A 22420-nucleotide genomic window follows, 5' to 3' on the forward strand; every position below is an offset into this window, starting at 1 on the left:
CAGCCCGTCAGTCCGATGTCGTTGATGATGATGTCGTCGGCGCCGACCCCGAGCCAGCCTTCGCACCGACGGCGGTGCTCTCGGAACCCGGACGCCGGGCCGGCACGAGAAGCCGGGTGTTCTGCACGCCGTACTTCCACGGATCGACCATCTGCATGGCGGTGTTGGAAGCCTGTGCGTTGCCGACTCCGGGCGTCACCCCTTCGGTGCGGACATAGTCGTCGCTGGTGCAGCCGCCGGCGAAACCCGACAGGAGCAGAGCGATGCAAACGGGGATGCGCATGGCCTTAGTCCTTTGGCAGATCGAGGAAGTGGCCGGACGTGGCGGCAGCCATCGGGCGGGCGGCGCTGCCGTCCGCCAGCGTCACCGGACGCTTCGACGCCGAGGCGTCCACTTCCTCGGTGTTGTTCAGGAAATAGTCGGCGGGACTTGCCGGCTGAGTGCCGTCGGTCGGCTCGACCATATTCTTCGAGGGATCGACCGGCTTGACCAGGTAAGGCGTGACGATGATGACCAGGTCGGTCTCACGCCGCTGATAGGATTTCGACGAAAACAGCGGACCGAGCACCGGCAGCCTGCCGATCCCCGGCACCCGCGATGTCGTGATGTCGTTCTGCGACTGCAGGAGGCCGGCGATCATGAAGCTCTGGCCGTTCTTGAGGTCGACCGATGTCCTGGCGCGGCGCACGATGAAGGCCGGAATGGAAATGCCGCTGCTGACCTGGATGGAAGCGGACGGGTCGATCGAGGACACTTCCGGCGCGATGTCGAGGCTTACCAGCCCGTCCTTCAGCACCGTCGGCGTGAAATCCAGGCCGACGCCGTACTTCTTGTAGGTGACGCTGATCTTACCATTGTCTTCGGAAACCGGGATCGGGAACTCGCCGCCGGCAAGGAAGCTCGCCGTCTGGCCCGAACGTGCAATCAGGTTTGGCTCCGCCAGCCGCCGCGCCAGGCCGCGTTCCTCCAGCGCCTTGATGGCGATGTCGATGGAAACGCCGTTCGAAAGCAGGCTGCCGATGATCTCGCCTGTTCCGGCAGCCGTCAGGTTTCCCCCATCCGGGTTCAGCACGACTTTGCGGTTGCCGATGCCATAGGCGAAATTGGCGGCGTATTTGGCGCCGAGATCCTGACCGGCCTGGCGATTGATCTCGACGAAGCGGACGTTGAGCTGCACCTGCTGCGAGGACGAGATGTTGACCGAGTTGATGATTTCCTCGTTGCCGGAAAAGCGCGACGCGATCTTGCTGGCCTTGTCGGCGGCGACCGCATCGTCGGCCTCGCCCGACAGCACGACGCGGCCGTTCGCCGAACCGACCTTGATCTTGGCGTCGGGCACGCTGGCGCGGATGGTGCTGGCCAGTTGGTCGGTGTCCAGCGTCACCTCGATGTCGATGGTGCCGACAAGCTGCTTGTTCTGGTCGAACAGGGCGATGCCGGTGGTGCCCAGATTGTTGCCGAGCACGTAGAAGGACTTGTCGGTCAGCGGATTGACGTTGGCGATCTCCGGATCGCCGATGACGATCTGGTAGAAGGCGGCGCTCGTCATGATCGTCTTCGGCTTGCCCTTGGCCACCTTGATCGAGGCGTTCTTGTTCGCCGAGACATAGACGACGTCATTGCCAGCCCTTGCCGGCGCGGCGACGCCAAGCATTGCCGCCGCCAGCGCTATCGCGCCGAGAAGACGCCATCCCCCGGTCGTCCGAAATGCATCAAACCCGAACATCTTGCCCCGTCCCTGCCGGTCCCCACCGGCTATTGCTGCAGTTCCTGCGGCGGTTCCCGTGAAGGAACCTTGTATTCCTCGACCTTGTCGCCACGCGTCACGATCACCGTCTTTAGTTTCGGCTCGCCCTGGTCTTTCGTCACTGCGTTGACGAGCGAGGCGGTGCTCGCCTGCGCGTTTGCGGCAACCGAGCCGCCGAAGGACGAGATGGTCGTAAGCCCGCCATTGCTGGCGGTTGCGTCGGCGGCGGACCGCAGCGACAACGACAGCGTGCCGACGGTGCGGGCAAGCGCCACTTTCTGCGCCCCTTCGTTGGTGACTTCGAGGGTCACGGAATTGGCGATTTGCGGCTCGGTCTTGCGCTCGTCGGCGCCCTGTCCGACCGAAAGCACCTTGGCGTCGGAGACGACGATCTCGGACGTGACGGTCGACCCGGCGGCGCCTTGCGCATTCTTGGACACTTCCTGGATATCGCCAGCGTCGCGTGTCAGCACGACGTCCACGCGGTCTCCCGGCGTGATGAAGCCGCCGACACCGGCGATCTCATCGGTGCGGATGGTGACGGCCCGCATTCCCGGCGACAGCATGTTGGAAAGGGTGGCGCGGCCATTCGGCCCCGACAGCTTGGTGAGCAGCACCGGTTCGTTGACCTCGACCGGCGACAGCACGACCCGGCTGCCGTCCGCAAGCAGCTTGTCGATCGTCGGGAAAGCACCTTGCGGCAGCGAATCCTGCGGCCACGGAATCTCGGCGAGCTGCGGCCGTCCGAGCTCCATGCCGTAGCGCAGCGGCGCGCTTGCGACCACGATGGTCTTGAACTCGACCTTGGGCTGCTGCGGCGCCATGACGGAGACGACCTTGACCTCGGGCTGCGCCTTCGCCTGGCTCTTGACCCAGAAATCCGCCGCAAAGATCGAGATCGCGCCGAACACGGCGGCGATGCCGATCATGGTTATGGCCCTGCCCCTCACAACGAAACCCCTGACGCCCGTGGTCTTTTGTTGGTTAGGCCTCACGCTAGGCGTTAATGTTAAAGAATCGGGAACACCGGGGCACGCCGGCCGCCCTATTTCGGCCGGCTTGGTTATCGAATGGTTTTGGAATAAGAGACAGTTTGATCCCTGAACGGAACAGGAACTCGTTCGCCCGCCAAAAGCGTGGCAGTATCGAGACGTGATTCGCATTACCGGACGCTAGGCCCAGCATGGACGACAGCAACGACCTCTTCGGCAAGATGGAAAAGCCGGCACAGCCGGTGCGCGCGCCGTCACGCCCGGCCGATCCGCTCGTTCAGGCCGCGAAGCGTTCGACCGCCGTCCGCGACGGCAGCGAGGGCTACAGCGCCGCCGACATCGAGGTGCTGGAAGGGCTCGAGCCGGTGCGACGCCGTCCGGGCATGTATATCGGCGGCACCGACGACAAGGCGATGCATCACCTGTTCGCCGAGGTCATCGACAATTCGATGGACGAGGCGGTCGCCGGTCACGCCACCTTCATCGACGTCGAGCTTTCCGCCGACGGCTTCCTGACCGTCACCGACAACGGCCGCGGCATCCCGGTCGATCCGCATCCGAAATTCAAGAAGCCGGCGCTCGAAGTCATCATGACCACGCTGCATTCGGGCGGCAAGTTCGACTCCAAGGTCTACGAGACCTCCGGCGGCCTGCACGGCGTCGGCGTCTCGGTCGTCAACGCGTTGTCCGACCATCTCGAGGTCGAGGTCGCGCGCGGACGTCAGCTCTACCGCCAGCGTTTTTCGCGCGGCGTCCCGGTCAGCGGTCTTGAGCATCTCGGTGAGGTCCACAACCGCCGCGGCACCAGGACCCGCTTCCATCCCGACGAGCAGATCTTCGGCAAGGGCGCCGCCTTCGAACCGGCGCGGCTTTACCGCATGACGCGCTCGAAGGCCTATCTGTTCGGCGGCGTCGAGATCCGCTGGACCTGCGATCCGTCGCTGATCAAGGAAAAGGACCAGACGCCGGCCAAGGCCGAGTTCCATTTCCCCGGCGGCCTGAAGGACTATCTCAAGGCGACGCTCGGCGACGAATTCCAGGTCACGCGCGAGGTCTTCGCCGGCAAGAGCGACAAGCAGGGTGGCCACGCTTCGCTCGAATGGGCGGTGACCTGGTTCGGCGGCGACGGTTTCCTCAACTCCTATTGCAACACCATTCCGACCCCCGAAGGCGGCACGCATGAGGCCGGCTTCCGCAACGTGCTGACGCGCGGACTGCGCGCTTACGCCGACCTCATCGGCAACAAGCGCGCCTCGATCATCACCACCGACGACGTGATGATCTCGGCCGCCGGCATGCTGTCGGTGTTCATCCGCGAGCCTGAATTCGTCGGCCAGACCAAGGACAGGCTGGCGACGATCGAGGCGATGCGCATCGTCGAGAACGCCCTTCGCGACCCGTTCGACCACTGGCTGGCAGACAATCCGCAGGAAGCCTCGAAGCTTCTGGAGTGGGTGATCGCGCGCGCCGACGAGCGCGTGCGGCGCCGCCAGGAAAAGGAAGTCTCGCGCAAGAGCGCGGTGCGCAAGCTGCGCCTTCCGGGCAAGCTCGCCGACTGCACGCAGAACGCCGCCGCCGGCGCCGAGATCTTCATCGTCGAGGGCGACTCGGCCGGCGGCTCGGCCAAGCAGGCGCGCGACCGCGCCAGCCAGGCGGTGCTGCCGCTGCGCGGCAAGATCCTCAACGTCGCCTCCGCCGGCAACGACAAGCTTGCCGCCAACCAGCAGATTTCCGACCTGATCCAGGCGCTCGGCTGCGGCACGCGCTCGAAATACCGCGACGAGGATTTGCGCTACGACCGCGTGATCATCATGACCGACGCCGATGTCGACGGCGCGCACATCGCTTCGCTGTTGATCACCTTCTTCTATCAGGAGATGCCGAACCTGATCCGCGGCGGCCATCTCTATATGGCCGTGCCGCCGCTCTATTCGATCCGGCAGGGCGGCAAGGTCGGCTACGCCCGCGACGACGCGCACAAGGACGAACTGCTGCGCACCGAATTCACCGGCCGCGGCAAGGTCGAGATCGGCCGCTTCAAGGGCCTGGGCGAGATGATGGCCGCGCAGCTCAAGGAGACCACGATGGATCCGAGGAAGCGCACGCTTTTGAGGGTCGACGTGATCGACGCCGAGCAGGCCACCAAGGATGCCGTCGACGCGCTGATGGGCACCAAGCCCGAGGCGCGTTTCCGCTTCATCCAGGAGCGCGCCGAATTCACAGAGGCGGATGTGCTGGATATCTGATCGCCCGCCGGTCCATAACAGTCTCCGGCGCGGAGAACCGATGTGACCTGGACGCGGTTGAAAGAGGTTGTCGAGACGCCCTTAAGCGGTTTGACGCAGCCGACCCGTTCGGACTGGATTTTTGCCCTGCGCACGGTTTCGGCCGGACTGATCGCGCTGCTTGTCGCCTACGCGCTGAAGCTCGACCATCCGCAATGGGCGATGATGACGGTGTTCATCGTCGCGCAGCCGGTCGCCGGCATGGTGCTGGCAAAGGGCTTCTACCGGCTGCTCGGCACGCTGGCCGGCGGCCTGGCGGCCGTCGGCATCACATCGCTGTTCGGTGCCAATCCCTGGCTGTTGGTGAGTGTGCTGGCGCTCTGGATCGGCGTCTGCACGCTGGTCTCGTCGCTATTGCGCAACCCGGAAGCCTATGGCGCCGCGCTTGCCGGCTATACCGCGATGATCATCAGCCTGCCGGCCCTCGGACAGCCGCATATTGTCGTCGACCTCGCCGTCGCCCGCTGCGCGGAGATCGCGCTCGGCATCGTCTGCGCCGGCGTCACCAGCCGGCTGATCCTGCCGAAGCTCGCGGCCGACGCCATCATTTCCAGGTTGAAGCGCAGCATCCTCGACCTCGCCGAATATGCCGGCGGCGCCTTTTCCAACGGCGATCCCGCAAGCCTCGCCGCACTCCAGCGCAAGCTGATCACCGATGCCCAGACGCTTGCCGAGATGCGCACCTATGCGCGCCTGGAGGCGCCGAGCTTCGCCACCCGCGCCCACCCGGTGCGGCGCACGATCGGTCAGCTTCTGTGGGCGCTTTCGGCAGCGCGCGCACTGCACAGCCACCGCAGGCCGAAGAACGCGGCGCTCATTCCCATGCGCAGCGAATTGAAGGCCTTCGTCGGCGAACTTTCGGCGACACCCGGCGCGCTCGACGACACCGGCCCCTGGGTGGCGCGGCTCGATGCGATCGCAAGCAAGGCCAGGGAGATGCCCGACCTGCCCAACGATAACGGCTCCAACGATACCGCCGAAGAGAAGGTCGGCACCATCACCCGCCTGACCATTGCCGGCGATTTCGCCGAGGCGCTGAAGCAGGTGATGCGCGGTCTTGACGCGCTCCGCTCGCCTGTCTCCCGGAAATCGAGCGAGCGAGGCCAGCCGGCGCTGGTCGTCCACCGCGACTACCAGGCCGCATGGCGCAACGCCGTGCGCGCGGCGCTCGCGACGTTGCTCGTGGCGGCCTTCTGGCTGACGACCAAATGGTCGGAAGCCGCCGGCACCGTCATCCTCGTCGCCGTCGTCTCCAGCCTGTTCGCGGCACGCCCGGATCCGGTGCAGTCCGCCTGGGGTTTCTTCACCGGAACGCTGATCGCGCTGCCGTTTGCGTTTCTGGTCGGCCAGGTCGCGCTGCCGGCGCTGCCGGGCTTCGGCTGGTTCACGCTCTTCGTGGTGCCGATCCTGTTGCCCGCGGCGCTCGGCATGGCAAATCCCCGCCATGTCGGTGTCGCCACCGCCTTCGCCATCAACTTTCTCGCCTTCCTCAGCCCGCATCAACAGATGATCTACGATCCCGGGCCGTTCTTCGCCGGCTCGGCGTCGATCCTGGTCGGCATCCTGATTGCCATCGGCGTCTTCATTGTCGTGCTGCCCGCCGACCCTTGGGTCACCGTGGAGCGCATCTCGCAGGCGATGCGCGAGGATTTGGCGCGGCTTTGCCTGCATGAGCGCATTCCCCGGCGCTCGGCCTTCGAAAGCCTCGCCTATGACCGGATCAACCAGCTGATGCCACAGGTGCAGCAGACGGGCCGCAAGGGCGACCCCATTCTTGGCGGAAGCATTTCGGCCGTAACCGTCGGGCTGGAAGTGCTGCGGCTGCGCCACGCGCAACTGAACTCCGCCGTCCCGCACGAAACGGTCGAGTCCATCGGCAATTTCTTGCGCGGCCTGGCGGGCGAATTGCTGTTTAGGCGGCCGGGCGAGCCGCAGACCGCGACCGTCGCGGTGGCGAGGCAATATGCGGCCAGCATCGCCCAACGCAGCGATCGGCTCGAAATTCTGCAGATCGCCGCCTCGCTACGCATCATCGCCGCGGCGATGGAAGATTATCCGGATTTCTTTGCGAAGGGTCGCGCCTGAACAATTCGGAGCGTGCCGCGTTTCAGGTCAGACCGGTTCGGGAATGGTTCTTGTCAGGCTGGTCGAGACATTTTTAGGTTGGACACATGGCGCTCAAACGGATGGACAACATAGGAATCGTCGTCGAGGACCTCGGCGAGACGATTGAATTCTTCCGCGAGCTCGGCCTCGAGTTCGAGGGGCGGGCCACGGTCGAGGGAGAGTGGGCCGGACGTGTCACCGGACTGGGCGATCAGCACGTCGAGATAGCCATGATGCGCACGCCGGACGGCCACAGCCGGCTCGAGCTGTCCCGCTTCATCACACCGCCTGTCATCGCGGATCACCGCAACGCTCCGGTGAACGCCCTGGGCTATCTCCGCGCCATGTTCACCGTGGACGACGTCGACGAGACCCTTGAGAGACTCCGCAAGCGCGGCGCCGAGCTCGTCGGCGAAGTGGTCCAGTATAGAGACGCGTATCGGCTCTGCTACATCCGCGGGCCTGAAGGGCTTCTCATCGGCCTCGCCCAGGAACTCGGCTGAGACTTGAATATGCCCTAGGCCGCGGCGATGGCCAGCGCGTGCCCGCGCGCGTTTTCCCGCAAGGCATCGAGGTGGATAGACTTCACCAGCCCGGCAAGATCGCCGTCGGCGGATTGGCCGCCGAGCTCCTTCAGCATCAGCCAGCTCACTTCCTGTACCCCGGCGACACGCCGGCCGTTGGCGACCTCGCGCCAGATCTTGAGTGCGCGCAGGATGATGGCATGCGTGGCCGGCGCAAGTCCGGCGCTGCGGAACAGCGCCTGCAGTGCAACGTCGTGCCCGCCGGCTAGAAGCGCTGTCACCCGCTGCTCGGACTGTTGGGCCAAAGCCACCAGAGTCGAGCCGAAGAAGTCCACCTTGCCATGCGCGATGGTGCGGATGATGAAGCTTGCCGTAAGGTCGCCGCGCAGCCTCAGATGCTCGATCAGCGCGGCATGTTCTTCCAGGCGCGTTCCCTCGATCAGCGTCACCGAGGCTTTCACGCAGGCGTCGCGCATCACGCGATCGGCGCGTGCCGCACCCATCATCGCCAGCACCAGGGGTGAACCTTTCAGGGTCTCGCCGAGCTTGACCAGCAGCATGTGCCGGCAATCGGCGGGCAAGCGTCGATCGGCAATCAGCGCCTCGCGCACCAGCGGCAGGTGGCCGTGCCGCTCGGCCATGCGGCGGAAGCTCAGCGAAGCAATCTCGGCGCCGCTGTTGCCGACCAGCGCGGCGCAGGCCTCCGGCTCGCCGATCTCGGCGATTGCCGCCGCCAGCGACATCGAGACGACCGGACGGTTGGCGATCAGCTTCTGCGTCGCCTTCTGGCCGCAGGCGACGCGCTCGATCAGATCGGCATCGGTCAGCAGCGGCGAACGCGCCAGAACCAGCGCCGCGACTTCCGGCTGGTCGGCTGCCAACGCGCTGATCACCTGCGGCGGCGCGTGATGGCTCATCGACAGCGCCTCGGCGAGCGCCAGCCGCACCTTGGAGGAAGCGTCGTCCAGAAGCAGCGTGAGCGCCGCCTCGGCGGCGCAGCGATCCTCGAATGGCAGATCGGAATTGATATAGGCACGCGCCAGCGCGCTCGCGGCCGCGGCACGCTCGGAAACCCTTGCCGTATCAATCCATTTTAGAAAGTGCGAAACAACCATGCCGACCAGCTACGCCCATGCCGGAATGTTCCCGGCCCCGTTGTCAACGGTAGGCTGGAAATGGTTTACGAACGGTTCACCATGTTTCTTAACCGGCTTGATGGAGGCGCAGCCAACGCCTATCAAGCAGGTGCATTGGAGGAGGTCGAACCATGGCCGGGCTTTATCTGGAAGAGTTTGTCGTCGGCCACGTTTTCCATCACGCGCTGCGCAAGACGGTGACCGAGAGCGACAACATGCTGTTTTCGGTGATGACGCTGAACCCGCAGCCCCTGCACATCGATTTCGACTTCGCCGCAAAGACCGAATGGGGCAAGCCGCTGGTGAATTCGCTGTTCACGCTCGGCCTGATGATCGGTATTTCGGTGAACGACATCACGGTCGGCACCACTGTCGCCAATCTCGGCATGAAGGAGACGGTGTTCCCGCATCCCGTCTTTCACGGCGACACCATCCGGGTCGAGACGACGGTCGTCTCCGTGCGCGAGTCCAAGTCGAAGCCCGACCGCGGCATCGTCGAGTTCGAGCATCGCGCCTACAATCAAAATGCCGTTCTCGTCGCCAAATGCACAAGGCAGGCGATGATGCTGAAGAAGGCGGCCTGATGCGCTCGCTGCTTTTCGTACCCGGCGATTCCGAGCGGAAGCTGGAAAAAGGGTTTGGCGCCGGCGCCGACGTGGTCATTGTCGATCTCGAGGATTCCGTCGCCACCGCGAACAAGGGGGCGGCACGCACGACCGCGGCCGGGTTCATTTCGAGCCAAAGACACCGGACGGGTTCCGCCATCTATGTGCGGGTTAATGACCTGTCGACCGGCCTCACCGACGCCGATCTCGCGGCACTCGTCGCCGCGAAGCCCCACGGCATCATGCTGCCCAAGTCGAACAGCGGGCAGGATGTCCAGCAGTTGGCGGCGAAGCTCCGGGTGCATGAGGCCGAAAACGGGCTGCCTGACGGCGCCATAAGAATCGTGCCGATCATCACCGAGACCGCGGCGGGCGTGCTGTCGGCGGCAAGCTATGCCGGAACGAGCGCGCGGCTCGCCGGGCTGACCTGGGGCGCCGAGGACTTGTCGGCCGCGATCGGCGCGCGCTCGACCCGCGACGAGGACGGCTGTTACACCGACCTGTTTCGCCTGGCGCGCACCATGACCATTCTGGCGGCCGGCGCGGCCGAAGTTGCCGCCATCGACACCGTCTTTCCGGATTTCCGCGACATGGCCGCCTTTGAGAAGGAATGCCGCGAGGCCGAGCGCGACGGCTTCACCGGCAAGATGGCGATCCATCCGGCGCAGGTGCCGGTCATCAACGCCGCCTTCACGCCATCCGCCGAAGCGGTCGGGCGATCGCAGGCGATCGTCGACGCCTTTGCGGCGGCGGGAAATCCAGGCGTCGTCGGCATCGACGGCAAGATGTACGACCGGCCGCACCTGCGGCTGGCCGAACGACTGCTGGCGCGCGCCAGGGCAATTCCAGGAAAAGTGTGAGCGGTTTTCCGTCCGGAATTGCGTAAAAACAAGGGGATAGAGCATTTCACCGTTTCACGGAAACGGTGAAATGCTCCAGGGCGGCAGGCAGTTCCGCCTGACCGCTACCAGACCATCGGGATCAGTTTGTAGCGAACGCTCGCGGCGTAATCGTCATAGAGCCCGGCTACGTGCGCGCTGTCATGACAGCGCGCCGCTCCAATCCTTCCGTCGGCGCGGACGCACCGCCTTCGAAGAATCGTGAGCCAGGCCGCGCCCCTTTGCGGCGTCCATAGACGGTTCACCCTGCCCATGGTCCCGTGTAATCGCCGTAGAGCTTTGCCGGATCGGGCCGCGGTCGCTCCGGCGTTGGTCCCTGATGGGAGCCGATATGGACGAAGCCGATGACGCGCTCCTGCGGCGACAGCCCCAGGATCGCCCTGCCCTCGGCCACGTCGGAATACCAGTTGCTGATCATGTTGGTGCCATAGCCCAGCGCGTTGGCCGCTATCATCAGGTTCATGGCGGCCATGCCGCCCGACAGGAACATCTCCCATTGTGGGATCTTCGGGTTCTCCTTCGGCACCGACACGACGCCGATCACCAGCGGCGCGCGCGAGAAGCGCGCCAGTTCCTGGTTGCGTCGGCCTTCCGGCAACGGCCCCTCGCGCTGTTCGGCGAGCGCCGCCAGCTTCTTGCCGACCTCGATGCGCGCCTCGCCGCGATAGAGGATGAAACGCCAGGGCTCGAGCCTGCCATGGTCGGGCACGCGCGAGGCCGCCGCGATCATCGTCGCGATCTCGGCGTCGCTCGGCGCCGGCTCCTTGAGGTCGGGGATCGGCGCGGAATTGCGGGTGAGCAGGAAGTCGATGATCGGCGACACCATGGGCGCAAGTCTCCTAAGCATTCAATAGCATTCAATTTTGAGCTGAAGCACGCCATCGGGAGGTCGGGCGGCTCGGGCGGTGGCGTTTTGCGCCGGATAAGAAGCTGCCGCGTCGGGCGACGCGCTTCTAGAGCATGATGCCGAAAAGTGTGAGGCGGTTTTCGGACGACATCATGCTCTACTTCTTTGACTTAGAGCCGGATTCAGATTTCAGGTCAATTCGACCTGAAATCATTCGGCTCTAGGTCTTGAAATTGCCACCGCCTTGGGCTTCAACGCAAGCATGTTTGAGGGGACTCTGCGCCTTTTCGTGATCGCACTGGTCGCTGCGTTGTTCGCGGTGCCGGTTTCCTTCGCGCTCGCCCAGAACGCCAATGATGTCGGCGACATCAAACTTCCAGGCATTTCGAGCTATGCGACGCCGAAGAGCCAGGCTCCGCTGGCGCTCGGCAGCGGCGGCGCCATCACGCTGTCAGCGCAGTTGACCGACAAGGGCGCCGACATCACCCGCGGCATCGTCTGGCGCGTCTTCAAGCCGGAACCCGCCAGCGACGGCAAGCTGCCGATGGTGGCGTCCGCGCATGGCGGCGCGGCCGTGTTCCAGCTTGATCCCGGCAGTTATCTCGTCCATGCCTCCTACGGACGCGCCGGCGCCACCAAGCGCATCACCGTCGGCAAGGAGGCCAGGCGCGAAAGCCTCGTGCTCGACGCCGGCGGCCTGAAGCTCGACGCGGTGACATCGGGCGGCGCGCCCATTCCGTCGAAGAAACTGCGCTTCTCGATCTATGAAGGCGAGGCCGCGGCCAATGGCGACCGCGCGCTGATCGCCCCTGAAGTCGCACCCAACACCGTGGTGCGGCTGAACGCCGGCACCTACCATGTCGTCTCCACCTATGGCGCGGTCAACGCGGTGATCCGCTCCGACATCCGTGTCGAGGCCGGCAAGCTGACGGAGGCAACCGTCGAGCACCGCGCCGCCGAAATGACGATGAAGCTGGTGCGCGAGCCCGGCGGCGAAGCCATCGCCGACACATCCTGGTCGCTGCTCAACGAGAGCGGCGATCCGATCAAGGAAGCGGTCGGCGCCTTCGCCTCGATGGTGCTGGCCGAAGGCCAATACACCATCATCGCCAAGAACCGCGACCGCATCTATCAGAAGGATTTCACGGTGGTTGCCGGCCAGAACCAGGAAATCGAGGTTGTGGCCAATGAATCGTCCGCCATCGATCCGGAGGAAGGCGCCGACTGACCGGGTCCGGCTCTCAGTTGAGGTGGTAGTTCAGGCCGATGCGAACGGTATGCTCGTGGAACTTGGCCGACACTTTGAAATCCAGCGGAGCAGTCGCGGGAGCTGTAAAAGACCGACGCCCGAGATCAACATAGAGGTACTCGGCTTTGACGCTCCAGTTGGGCGCCAGCATCGTCTCGACGCCCGCTCCCAACGCCCAGCCCAACCGGGTGCTGTCGGACGAACTGTTCACGCAAATATCAACTTCGGAGCAGGGATTCTGCACGGGTATGGCAGGTAAATTGACCGTGCTGAAGCCAATATTGGTCTTGCCGTAGGCCAAACCGCCAGTCGCGTAGACCAGCCATTGCGGATCGACGAGATAGCCGGCGCGGGCGCGCACGGTGCCATACCAGTCAACTTTCTTGCTGACGGTCGTATCTGTCTGATCAAAAAACTGGGGGCTCCTTAGTTGCGTCTCCGAGCCCTTTATCCCCGACGCCTGAATATCCGCCTCTATGCCGACGACCCAGTTGGAAGGCAGCTGCCAGTTATAGCCAACCTGCCCGCCGCCAACGACGCCGCGTGCGGAGGGCGACATCGACGTTGGAAACGCACCGACCTCGTTTAGAGCGTCTACAATCGCCTGAATGTCTTCAATAGGAAAATCAGGCGGTGCGTGTTCAGGCCCAGGTTTCAATAATAAACCCAAATCCCCCGAATCCCAGCCATAGCCGATATTGGCGCCGATATAGGCGCCACTCCAGGAGGGGGCCGCATCGCCGGCCATTGCGGAGTTGATACCAACTCCTGCGGCACCCAGGACCAGTCCCGTCAGTACAATAGTGTTGGCGATATTCATCGGCTCAGCTCCCCACCCAGCCTTTGATAGCAAATCGCGCAACTTGTGACTGTGGCTATTGAGCCACAGTATAAGTATCTATAAATTACTCAAGCAACAGCTAAATAAGGCCATCAAGGGTGACTATGTCGCCAAGACGGCAGCTTGTCATTCAGGCGGCCTTGCGCGTCCGCCTCGGCAGGAACGGCACACGACCGCGTTGCGCAGCCGGCGTCGCCAGGTCGAAGACCGAGCGGTAGAGACGATCGAGCAGCGCCTTGCGCTCGCGCAGCGGCTCGAGGTCGCGCCAGCTCAGCACATCGCCGATGCGCACCTCGATTGTCCTGCCTGACAGGCGGGCGAACTCGCGGATGAGCAGGGAAAGACGCAGCGTCAACGATGCCTTGCCGATGAACTTGGCCACGCGGTTGTCGCGCTCGGCCATGTTCATCGGACCGCTGACGAGGTGGAACAGACGCCCGTTCTGGCCGGAAAAGTGCATCGGGATGACAGAGGCCTTGGCCTCCTGAACCAGCTTGGCCGGAAACATCTTCCATGGCAGGTCGATGGCGCGGCCGAAGACCTTGGGCGCCGTGGCGACACCGCCAGCGGGGAAGATCACGATGGTGACACCTTCCTTCAACAGCCTCACGGCCTCATGGCGCACCGCCATATTGTTCTTCAGCGCTTCCTTTGTCTCGGAAAAATCGATCGGCAGCGAATAGGGCTCCATCTCGCGGATCCTGAGCAAGTCCTTGTGGATCATGACCCGGAACGGGCGGCCCAACTGCTCGACAAGCGAAAGCACGGCAATGCCGTCGCCGATGCCGAAGGGGTGGTTGGCGACGATGACCAGCGGCGTATCGGGCAGCGCCGCCGGCGGCCACCGCACAGCGTTGCGCACCTTGACATCGATCAGCTCCAGCATGCGGGTGAACACCCGATCACCGGTGGGAACCACCTGGCGGCGCCAGAAGTCATAGAGCGCCGCAAAGCGGTCGCGACCCGACAGCCCCTCGACCGAATGGATGAACCAGCGCGTCAGCACCGGTTGATGCGGGTTGGCGTAGGAAAGCTCGGGAAATCGTCTTTCCGGCAGTTTCAACTTGAGCATGGCGGCTCGTTACAAGGCTGGCGTGACAGGCATATGAAAATGGCGGTGGAGACGCCACCGCCATTCTAGGAAGTGCTGGTAGGTCAGGCTGCGCGACGCTTGCGGTCGGGCGAGACCGCCTCGTTGGAAAGCTGCTTCACCGCTTCGTCGAGCTTCAGCGATTCCTGGTCGCGGGAGCCCAGCCGGCGGACATTGACGGTTTCCTCTTCCGCCTCGCGCTTGCCGCAGACGAGGATGACCGGGACCTTGGCCAGGGAATGTTCGCGCACCTTGTAGTTGATCTTCTCGTTGCGCAGGTCGGTCTCGGCCAACAGCCCGGCCGCCTTCAGCCGTTCGACGACCTTGATGGCGTATTGGTCCGCATCCGAGGTGATCGTCGCCACCACCACCTGCAGCGGCGCGAACCACAGCGGGAAATGGCCGGAATAGTTCTCGATCAGGATGCCGAGGAACCGCTCCATCGAGCCGCAGACCGCGCGATGCACCATCACCGGCTGCTTCTTCTCCGAGTCCGAGCCGATATAGAAGGCGCCGAAGCGCTCCGGCAGGTTGAAGTCGACCTGCGTGGTGCCGCATTGCCATTCGCGGCCGATGGCGTCCTTCAGCACATATTCGAACTTCGGACCGTAGAAGGCGCCCTCGCCCGGATTGATCGAGGTCTTGATGCGGTTGCCGGAGCGCGCGCGGATCGTCTCCAGCACGTTGCTCATGATCGCCTCGGCATGGTCCCAAGCCTCGTCGGTGCCGACGCGCTTGTCCGGCCGGGTCGACAGCTTCACGCTGACCTCGTCGAAGCCGAAATCGGCATAGGTCGACAGGATCAGGTCGTTGATGCGCAAGCATTCGGCCGCGAGCTGCTCCTCGGTGCAGAAGATATGCGCGTCGTCCTGGGTGAAGCCGCGTACGCGCATCAGCCCGTGCAGCGCGCCCGACGGCTCGTAGCGATGCACATTGCCGAACTCCGCAAGCTTGACGGGCAGTTCGCGGTAAGACTTCAACCCATGCTTGAAGATCTGCACGTGACCGGGACAGTTCATCGGCTTCAGCGCGAAGACGCGGTCGTCGTCGGTGTCGTCGCCGGCGACAGTCACCTTGAACATCGCATCGCGATACCAGCCCCAGTGACCCGACGTCTCCCACAGGCTCTTGTCCAGCACCTGCGGCGCGTTGACCTCCTGATAGCCGTGCTCGTCGAGGCGGCGGCGCATGTAGTTGATCAGGTTCTGCACCATCTTCCAGCCCTTGGCGTGCCAGAAGACGACGCCCGGCCCCTCTTCCTGGAAATGGAACAGGTCCATCTCGCGGCCGAGCTTGCGATGATCGCGCTTCTCCGCCTCTTCCAGCAGCGTCTGGTAGGCCTCGAGCTGCGCCTGGTCGGCAAAGGCGGTGCCGTAGATGCGCGTCAGCATCGGATTGTTCGAGTCACCACGCCAATAGGCGCCTGCCACCTTCATCAGCTTGAAGGCATTGCCGATCTGCCCGGTCGAGGCCATGTGCGGACCGCGGCACAAGTCGAACCAGTCGCCCTGGGCGTAGATCTTGAGGTCCTGGTCTTCCGGAATGGCGTCGATCAGCTCGAGCTTGTAGCGCTCGCCCTTGTCGGCGAAGACCTTCTTCGCCTTCTCGCGCGACCACACTTCCTTGGTGAACGGCTTGTTGCGCGCGATGATCTCGCGCATCTTCTTCTCGATCGCCGGGAAATCGTCCGGCGTGAACGGCTCGTTGCGCGCGAAGTCGTAATAGAACCCGTTCTCGATCACCGGCCCGATTGTCACCTGCGTTCCCGGCCACAGCTCTTGCACGGCCTCCGCCAGCACATGCGCCGTGTCGTGGCGGATGAGTTCCAGCGCGCGCGGATCCTCGCGGGTGATGATCTCGACCTTGCCGGAGGTGCCGAGCGGATCGGAAAGATCGCGAACGGTGCCGTCGAGACTGTAGGCGACAGCCTTCTTGGCCAGCGACTTGGAGATCGATTCGGCAAGACCCGCGCCGGTCAGCGCCGCGTCATACTCCCGGACGGAACCATCGGGAAATGTCAGGGAAACGGAATTCGGCATCAGGGTTCTCCTATCCAGTCCCGCAAACGAGCGCGGGTGGTGAAAATGCATGCCGCCGGATGCGTTGCGGCAAGCAGAGGGTTAGCCGGAGGCGTCCGGCAGCGGCGCGGTTTTAGAGGCAGTGTCGCGCGAGGTAAAGAGCGGCCGTCAGGAAATGTCGTAAGGCCTGCGCCTGCCGCCGCTTTTATGAGCGGACCGAAAGCCGGGGGTATATCGCGGCCTATCATGGCGGAGCCCTTGCCTGGGTCGAGCCCCGTGTAAAGCCGCTCTCATTCGGGGTGCGGGGCGCGGGTCAACGGGTCCGATAGCGGGAATTCGGGCTCGGGCGGCGTGCCGCCCAGGATGTTCGACAGCTCGCAGGCCGCCTTGAATTGCGAAGCGGCAGCCTGTTGGATCGGCACCCGCCCGCGCACCGACTGGAGGAATGGCATGGTCAGCGCAGCCAAGGCCTGCCCCCGGCCGTCGAGGATCGGGAAACTCACGTCGGTGATACCGGCAATGTTTTCACCCGCGATCAGCTCGTAGTGCCGCGCGGCGATGGCTTCGATGCGCTGCCGCACCCGTCGCAATTCCGCCCGATCGATGCCGTTGGCCGCCAGCGCGTCGAAATTCCACTCGCGTATCGTTGGCGGCTGGAAAGCGAGGATCACCCGGCCCGAGGCGGTATGCTCTGCCGGACTCGATGTGCCGAGCCGCACCCGGAAGCCCAGCGGTGCCGGACTGTCGGCGTAGGCGATGGTGCGAATGAACGCCCCTTCCAGCACCGTCAGCAGGATCGACTGCTGCGTTTCGGCCGCAAGCCGCAAGAGGATCGGGTTGGCTGCCGTGGTGAGCATCTCGATCGGCGGGAAAGCGAGCGCAAGGTCGTAGAGCTTCATCGACAGCCTGAAGGCCTCGTCCTGGGGTCCGCGGCGGATATAGCCCCGGCGCTCCAGCGAGACGACCATACGGTAGACTTCCTGCAGCGAACGGCTGAGCTGCTGCGCGATCTGACTCTGGGTCAGTCCTTCGGATTGTCGGGCAAGCAGCTCGAGCACGTCCAGGCCCTTCTCCAGCGCGGGCGCGAGATAGGCTGCTTGCCCCTCTCTGGGCGTTTTTTCCGCCGGCGCGGCGACGTCGCTTTTTCTTGGCCCACCCATCTGATTCTGGTCCCGCTGGTTCCGGTCGGCAGGAATTTGCTGATCTCGGCGGCAATTGACAAGCGCCCGAAGTTTCTATTACCTATTAAAACATGCTATCATATATGAAATCAACAGGGGAACTCGAACCATGGATACGCATGCCGTGCGCATACTTCTCCCAGCTGTGCTACTCGCCGGGCTGGCAAATCCGATAGCCGCTCTTGCCGACGGCAAGGCGGCGCTCGCCACGCTGCCGGACAATCTGCGCGGCCTCTATGTCGGGGCTGAACAGAATGTGCAGCCTTCGGCCTTCGACGGCTTCGCGATGCCGGCCAAGCCGTGGAAATGGTGCCATTCTGAATCGTATCAGGGGAATCCCTGGCGAGTGGCGCTGACCAATCACTTCAAGAGCCTCGTCGGCGCTTTCCAGGCCGACGGCAGCGTCAGCAGCTTCGAGCTTTCGGACTCGAACGGTGACACCAGCCAGCAGATCGCCCAGCTCCGTGCCTTCATCGACAAGAAATGCAGCGTCATCACTGTCGTGGCCGGATCGTCTACAGCGCTGAACGACGCCATCGAGGCGGCCTATAAGGCGGGCATTCCGGTGGTCTCGGTGGGCCTCGTCACCACGCCCTACGCGGTCAGCGTCGATTCCAACTACATCAAGTTCGGCTATGACATGGCCAAGGACATCACCACGGCGCTTAACGGCAAGGGCAATGTGCTGAGGGTCGAGGGCATTGCCGGCAGTCCGCTCGTCGCCGAGCAGCGCGTCGGAGCCGACAAGGGGTTCGCGGAATCGCCCGACGTGAAGGTCGTGCGCGACGTCAACGGCAACTGGACCGCGGCGGTGACCAAGACGGTGGTGCTGCAGGCGCTTGCAACCAATCCGGGTCCGATCGACGCGGTGTGGACCTCGGGCAGCGAAGCGCGCGTGGTGGCCGAGGCCTTCGCTCAGGCCGGCAGGCCGGCGCCAGTCATCACCGGCAGCATCTCGGGCGATGCCCTCGGCTACTGGAAAGCGCATCCGGACTTCAAGTTCACGGGCGGCGCGCTGCTGCCATCATGGACGGCGCAGACCGCCGTGCGCGTCGGCGTACGGATGCTGCTGGGCCAGGAGCCCAAGGTGAGCCTGATGGAAATTCCGATCCCCGACGTCAAGGTCGGCGACCTCGGTTCATGGTACCGCTCATGCATGACGGCCGACGCCGTGTCGGTCTTCCCGGTCGCGCCGCAGGATCCGATGCCGGAAGACCTGATGAACGGGTATTTCAAGAAGCCGGCGCCGACGCCGGAATTCGACTACGCCAAAACGCCGGATCCCTGCGCCCAATAACTCCCGTCAAGACCTCACAAGGGCCCTCCTCGGAGGGCCCTTCCTCACTTCCAGACATTTTTTGGCAGAACCATCATGAAGCTCGTCAGCACGGCCAGCACGGATATCGATTTCGAAAAGGACGGAAAACAGATCGGCTTCGTCAACCTCCCGCTTTCCGTTCATGAGGATGCCTGGGGCGTCGTGCCGATCCCGCTCACCGTCATCAAGAACGGCAAAGGGCCGACCATCCTGCTGCAGGGCGGCAACCACGGCGACGAGTACGAAGGGCCGATCGCGCTCGGCGAGCTGATCCGCGATCTCGATCCGGCCTCCATCTCGGGCCGGCTGATCATCGTGCCGGCGATCAACCTGCCCGCGGTCGTGGCGGGTCGTCGAACCTCGCCGGTCGACGACCTCAATCTCAATCGCGTATTCCCGGGCGATCACGGCGGCACCATTACCGCCCAGATCGCCGCCTTCATCAGCGATGTCCTATTCCCGATGGCCGACGTCTTCGTCGACCTCCATTCCGGCGGATCGTCATCCGTCAACGTGCCGAGCGCCGCCATCGAGCCGGCCGCCGATCCAGCGCACTTCAAGCGCAACATCGACGCGGTCGTGGCGTTCGGCGCGCCCATGGTCGTGGTCATCTCCAATCGCGGTGATCCACGAACCTCGACGGCCACGGCGGTGCGCGCGGGATTGACGGTGGTCGGCACCGAGCTCGCCGGCGGCGGCGCGGTATCCATTGAAGCGCTGGCGGTCGTCCGGCGAGGCCTGCGCAACCTGCTGGCGCATTTTGGCGTGCTGCCGCCCGGAAAGGATGGGCCGCCTTCCTTGAAGCGGCCTGATATCTATGAGGTCACTCCCGATGCCTATGTGCTCGCCACCGAGACAGGCGTGTTCGAACCCCTGCATCTCAACGGCGTTGAGGTGCATGCCGGCGAGCCGGCCGGGCGCATTCATTTCCTTGCCAATCCCGGTCGCGCCCCCGAAACGCTCCGCTACCGGGCCGACGGCATCGTTTACGTACGTCGCCAGCCGGGCCAGGTCCGGCCCGGCAACGTCTGCATGGTCGTGGCGACGCCTTATCGCGGGCAATTGCCGTGATCGGCCTCGACGATGTGCGGGCGGCCGCCGAACGCATCGCCCCATACATCCGAAGCACGCCGGTCGTGAACGCGACGGTCACTCGGCAGCCATTGGCGGATGCCGAAGTCTGGATGAAGCTCGAGTCGCTGCAGCCGACCGGCTCCTTCAAGGCCAGAGGGGCCACCAACCGGCTGCTGACCACGCCCCGGCAAGCGCTCGCCGCCGGCATCGTGACCGCTTCGGGCGGCAATCATGGCCTTGCGACCGCGCGGGCGGCAACGACCGCCGGAGTGCGGGCGACGGTGTTCGTGCCGGAGACGGCCGAGCAGGCGAAGATCGAAAAGCTCCGTATGTGGGGCGCCGAGGTCCGCGTCGAGGGCGCCATCTGGGATGCCACCAACCGCGCGGCCTTGGCGTTCGCCAAGGAGCGCAGCGCGGCCTATTTCCACCCCTTTGCCGACCCCCAGGTCGTGGCCGGCCAGGGCACGATCGGGCTTGAGCTTATCGAAGCGCTGCCGGAACTCGACGTCGTGCTGGTCGCCATCGGAGGCGGCGGATTGATCTCCGGCATTTCGGTCGCGCTCAAGGCGCTGAAACCTTCGATCCGTATCGTCGGCATCGAGCCCGTCGGTTCGCCGACGCTCAAGGCCTCACTTGCCGCCGGTCATGTGGTCACCTTGCCGGCCGTCACCACCCGCATCGCCACAATGGCTTGCGGGCGAACGGACGAGCGCATCTTCTGCATCGTGCGCGATCATGTCGACGAGATCGTCCTTGTGAACGACGAGGATATGCAGGCGGCTGCGCGCTGGCTGTGGTTCGAATTCGGCATCGCGGCCGACCTGAGCGGCGCGGCCGGCATCGCAGCCTTGCGCTCGGGCAGGCTTCGTTTGCCGCCGCGCGCAAAGGTCGCGACGCTTATCTGCGGCGCCGGCAGCAATGGCATTGGCGCGGATGGCCAATGAGATGACAGACGAGCGCACCCCGATGCTCGAAGCGTGCGGTCTGTCGAAGCGCTATGGCGAGACCCTGGCGCTGTCGAACCTCGATCTCGCCTTCCAGGCCGGCTCGGTCCACGCCATCCTGGGTGAGAACGGCTCCGGCAAGAGCACCTTGGTCAAATTGCTTTCGGGGATCGTCGCGCCCTCGTCCGGGAGCATCCGGATGCTTGGCCGGCCGGTCACCAGTTCCAATCCGGCGCGCATCCAGCAACTCGGCCTGGCGACCGTTTTCCAGGAAGTGCTGCTCGCCCCCGAACGCTCCGTCGCCGACAACATCGTGCTCGGCACCGGCTCGGCGTTCGGCTGGCGCGCCAGCCGCTCATCGCGTCATGGCATAGCCGCCTCGGCTCTCTCGCGGATCACCAGCCTGCCGATCGATCTCGATGCGCCCGCCGGGTCGCTGTCGCTGGCGGTGGGCCAATTGGTCGTGCTGGCGCGGGCTCTGGTCCGCCGCCCGAAGGTCCTTGTGCTTGACGAGGTCACCGCCGCACTCGATCTCGGCGACCGCAACGCGGTGTTCGAGATGATCGAGGACCATGCCCGGGCGGGCGGCCTGGTGCTGTTCATCTCGCACCGGATGGACGAGGTGATGCGTCTAGCCCATCGGGTCACCGTGCTGCGCAATGGGCAACTGGTCGATACGCTAGAAACCGCGTCGGTTTCGGCCGAGCGGCTGCTGCAATTGATGGCGCCCGCCGCCGCCAGGGAGCTCGATCATGCCCTCTGAGCCGGCCCTGCGCGTCGAAGGCGTGTCGCTTGCCCACAATACGCCCGGGCTGGACGAACTCATCCATGCGGGTGAGATCGTCGGCCTCGCCGGGCTCGACGGGCATGGCCAGGACGCCTTCCTCGAAACGCTTGCCGGCTTGCGCGCGCCGGTCGGCGGTCGCGTCCTCGTCCGTCATGGCGGAACCGACTATGTCGAAATCGACGATTTCCGCCACGCGACGCGGCTAGGCATCGCTTATCTTGCCCGCGACCGCAGAGCCAACGGCATCTTCCCCTCGCTGTCGATCCTCGACAATTTCAGCATGGCGACGTTGGGGCGCGATTGCCGCTTCGGATTGATCAGCACGCGAGCCAGGCGCGAACGCTTCGAACGCTACCGCGAGCGGCTGTCGATCGTGGCGCCCGGGGGCAACAAGCCCATCACCGCTCTTTCGGGCGGCAACCAGCAAAAGGTGCTGCTGGCGCGCTGGCTGGCGCGCGAACCCCGGATTCTCCTCCTCAACGACCCCACTCGCGGCGTCGATCAGCGGACCCGTGAAACGCTCTACCAAGCCTTCCGCGATCTCGCGCGACAGGAGGGCATGGCGCTCGTCGTGCTGTCCTCGGAGCTCGAGGAGATCTTCCGCCTCTGCGATCGGCTTCTTGTGTTCAGAGAGCAGGGCCTCGTCGCTACCTTTTCGGGGGCTGATATGAACAGCGGCACCGTGATCGCGGCAATGTTCGGGCGCGTCGCATGACAGCCTCCGTGCCAATTGCCGGCGACGCGCCCACGCGATCCCGTGGCATCGGAGCGCTCCT

Annotated in this window: 20 protein-coding genes; 11 read left to right on the forward strand and 9 right to left on the reverse strand. The window is 64.5% G+C overall.

Annotated elements, in window-relative coordinates:
• Positions 1-7: 7 nt before the first annotated feature.
• The 3 genes from FJW10_RS02100 to cpaB all read right to left on the reverse strand — a co-directional run bounded on the left by FJW10_RS02100 (position 8) and on the right by cpaB (position 2677).
• Positions 8-283, reverse strand: a complete 276-nt coding sequence (locus tag FJW10_RS02100) for a hypothetical protein (protein ID WP_140897998.1) — start codon at positions 281-283, stop codon at positions 8-10.
• A 4-nt stretch (positions 284-287) separates the two neighbouring features.
• Positions 288-1655: a type II and III secretion system protein family protein gene (locus FJW10_RS02105; protein ID WP_246674077.1), complete on the reverse strand. Its 1368-nt coding sequence runs from the start codon at positions 1653-1655 to the stop codon at positions 288-290.
• A gap of 101 nt (positions 1656-1756) precedes the next feature.
• Positions 1757-2677 carry a Flp pilus assembly protein CpaB gene (gene cpaB / locus FJW10_RS02110; protein WP_140898002.1) on the reverse strand — a complete coding sequence of 307 codons (921 nt, stop codon included), beginning with the start codon at positions 2675-2677 and terminating at the stop codon, positions 1757-1759.
• A gap of 254 nt (positions 2678-2931) precedes the next feature.
• Here cpaB and parE point away from each other — a divergent pair, with 254 nt between their 5' ends.
• From parE to FJW10_RS02125, 3 genes are all read left to right on the forward strand, one after another.
• A complete protein-coding gene (gene parE / locus FJW10_RS02115; protein WP_140898004.1) occupies positions 2932-4986 on the forward strand; it encodes a DNA topoisomerase IV subunit B in 2055 nt (684 codons plus the stop codon).
• A gap of 42 nt (positions 4987-5028) precedes the next feature.
• The gene (locus FJW10_RS02120; protein ID WP_140898006.1) at positions 5029-7110 is read left to right on the forward strand and encodes an FUSC family protein; all 2082 of its coding nucleotides are present in this window, start codon (positions 5029-5031) and stop codon (positions 7108-7110) included.
• A gap of 86 nt (positions 7111-7196) precedes the next feature.
• Positions 7197-7634: a VOC family protein gene (locus tag FJW10_RS02125; protein WP_140898008.1), complete on the forward strand. Its 438-nt coding sequence runs from the start codon at positions 7197-7199 to the stop codon at positions 7632-7634.
• Positions 7635-7648: 14 nt separating this feature from the next.
• On the opposite strand, the gene FJW10_RS02130 is transcribed toward FJW10_RS02125, so the two are convergent.
• Positions 7649-8770, reverse strand: a complete 1122-nt coding sequence (locus FJW10_RS02130) for a DUF2336 domain-containing protein (RefSeq protein ID WP_140898010.1) — start codon at positions 8768-8770, stop codon at positions 7649-7651.
• 152 nt (positions 8771-8922) lie between these two features.
• Between FJW10_RS02130 and FJW10_RS02135 the strand changes: the two genes are divergently transcribed.
• Together FJW10_RS02135 and FJW10_RS02140 are read left to right on the forward strand one after the other, a co-directional pair.
• Positions 8923-9375, forward strand: a complete 453-nt coding sequence (locus tag FJW10_RS02135) for a MaoC family dehydratase (protein WP_140830616.1) — start codon at positions 8923-8925, stop codon at positions 9373-9375.
• Positions 9375-10256 carry a CoA ester lyase gene (locus FJW10_RS02140; RefSeq protein WP_140898012.1) on the forward strand — a complete coding sequence of 294 codons (882 nt, stop codon included), beginning with the start codon at positions 9375-9377 and terminating at the stop codon, positions 10254-10256. The genes FJW10_RS02135 and FJW10_RS02140 overlap by 1 nt, the downstream gene beginning before the upstream one ends.
• A gap of 280 nt (positions 10257-10536) precedes the next feature.
• Here FJW10_RS02140 and FJW10_RS02145 read toward each other — a convergent pair whose 3' ends face one another.
• Positions 10537-11121 carry a nitroreductase gene (locus FJW10_RS02145; protein WP_140898014.1) on the reverse strand — a complete coding sequence of 195 codons (585 nt, stop codon included), beginning with the start codon at positions 11119-11121 and terminating at the stop codon, positions 10537-10539.
• A 283-nt stretch (positions 11122-11404) separates the two neighbouring features.
• Here FJW10_RS02145 and FJW10_RS02150 point away from each other — a divergent pair, with 283 nt between their 5' ends.
• On the forward strand, positions 11405-12370 hold the full coding sequence (locus tag FJW10_RS02150; RefSeq protein WP_140830623.1) for a hypothetical protein: 966 nt from the start codon (positions 11405-11407) through the stop codon (positions 12368-12370).
• Positions 12371-12383: 13 nt separating this feature from the next.
• Here FJW10_RS02150 and FJW10_RS02155 read toward each other — a convergent pair whose 3' ends face one another.
• From FJW10_RS02155 to FJW10_RS02170, 4 genes are all read right to left on the reverse strand, one after another.
• The gene (locus FJW10_RS02155; protein ID WP_140898016.1) at positions 12384-13211 is read right to left on the reverse strand and encodes an outer membrane protein; all 828 of its coding nucleotides are present in this window, start codon (positions 13209-13211) and stop codon (positions 12384-12386) included.
• A 151-nt stretch (positions 13212-13362) separates the two neighbouring features.
• Positions 13363-14304, reverse strand: coding sequence for a 1-acyl-sn-glycerol-3-phosphate acyltransferase (locus FJW10_RS02160; RefSeq protein ID WP_140898018.1), 942 nt, complete (start codon positions 14302-14304; stop codon positions 13363-13365).
• 83 nt (positions 14305-14387) lie between these two features.
• Positions 14388-16361, reverse strand: coding sequence for a threonine--tRNA ligase (gene thrS, locus FJW10_RS02165; protein ID WP_140898020.1), 1974 nt, complete (start codon positions 16359-16361; stop codon positions 14388-14390).
• 269 nt (positions 16362-16630) lie between these two features.
• Positions 16631-17500: an IclR family transcriptional regulator gene (locus tag FJW10_RS02170; RefSeq protein WP_140830632.1), complete on the reverse strand. Its 870-nt coding sequence runs from the start codon at positions 17498-17500 to the stop codon at positions 16631-16633.
• 130 nt (positions 17501-17630) lie between these two features.
• Here FJW10_RS02170 and FJW10_RS02175 point away from each other — a divergent pair, with 130 nt between their 5' ends.
• From FJW10_RS02175 to FJW10_RS02195, 5 genes are all read left to right on the forward strand, one after another.
• A complete protein-coding gene (locus tag FJW10_RS02175; RefSeq protein ID WP_140898022.1) occupies positions 17631-18818 on the forward strand; it encodes a substrate-binding domain-containing protein in 1188 nt (395 codons plus the stop codon).
• A gap of 75 nt (positions 18819-18893) precedes the next feature.
• Positions 18894-19910: a succinylglutamate desuccinylase/aspartoacylase family protein gene (locus FJW10_RS02180; protein ID WP_140898024.1), complete on the forward strand. Its 1017-nt coding sequence runs from the start codon at positions 18894-18896 to the stop codon at positions 19908-19910.
• Positions 19907-20857, forward strand: a complete 951-nt coding sequence (locus FJW10_RS02185; protein ID WP_140898026.1) for a pyridoxal-phosphate dependent enzyme — start codon at positions 19907-19909, stop codon at positions 20855-20857. Before FJW10_RS02180 ends, FJW10_RS02185 begins: the two co-directional genes overlap by 4 nt.
• Before the next feature lies 1 nt (position 20858).
• Positions 20859-21620, forward strand: coding sequence for an ATP-binding cassette domain-containing protein (locus tag FJW10_RS02190; protein WP_246674078.1), 762 nt, complete (start codon positions 20859-20861; stop codon positions 21618-21620).
• Entirely contained in the window at positions 21610-22359 is a 750-nt protein-coding gene (locus tag FJW10_RS02195) for an ATP-binding cassette domain-containing protein (RefSeq protein ID WP_140898028.1), read from the forward strand. The genes FJW10_RS02190 and FJW10_RS02195 overlap by 11 nt, the downstream gene beginning before the upstream one ends.
• Positions 22360-22420: the final 61 nt, after the last annotated feature.

Source organism: Mesorhizobium sp. B4-1-1 (assembly GCF_006439375.1).
Classification (GTDB): Bacteria; Pseudomonadota; Alphaproteobacteria; order Rhizobiales; family Rhizobiaceae; genus Mesorhizobium.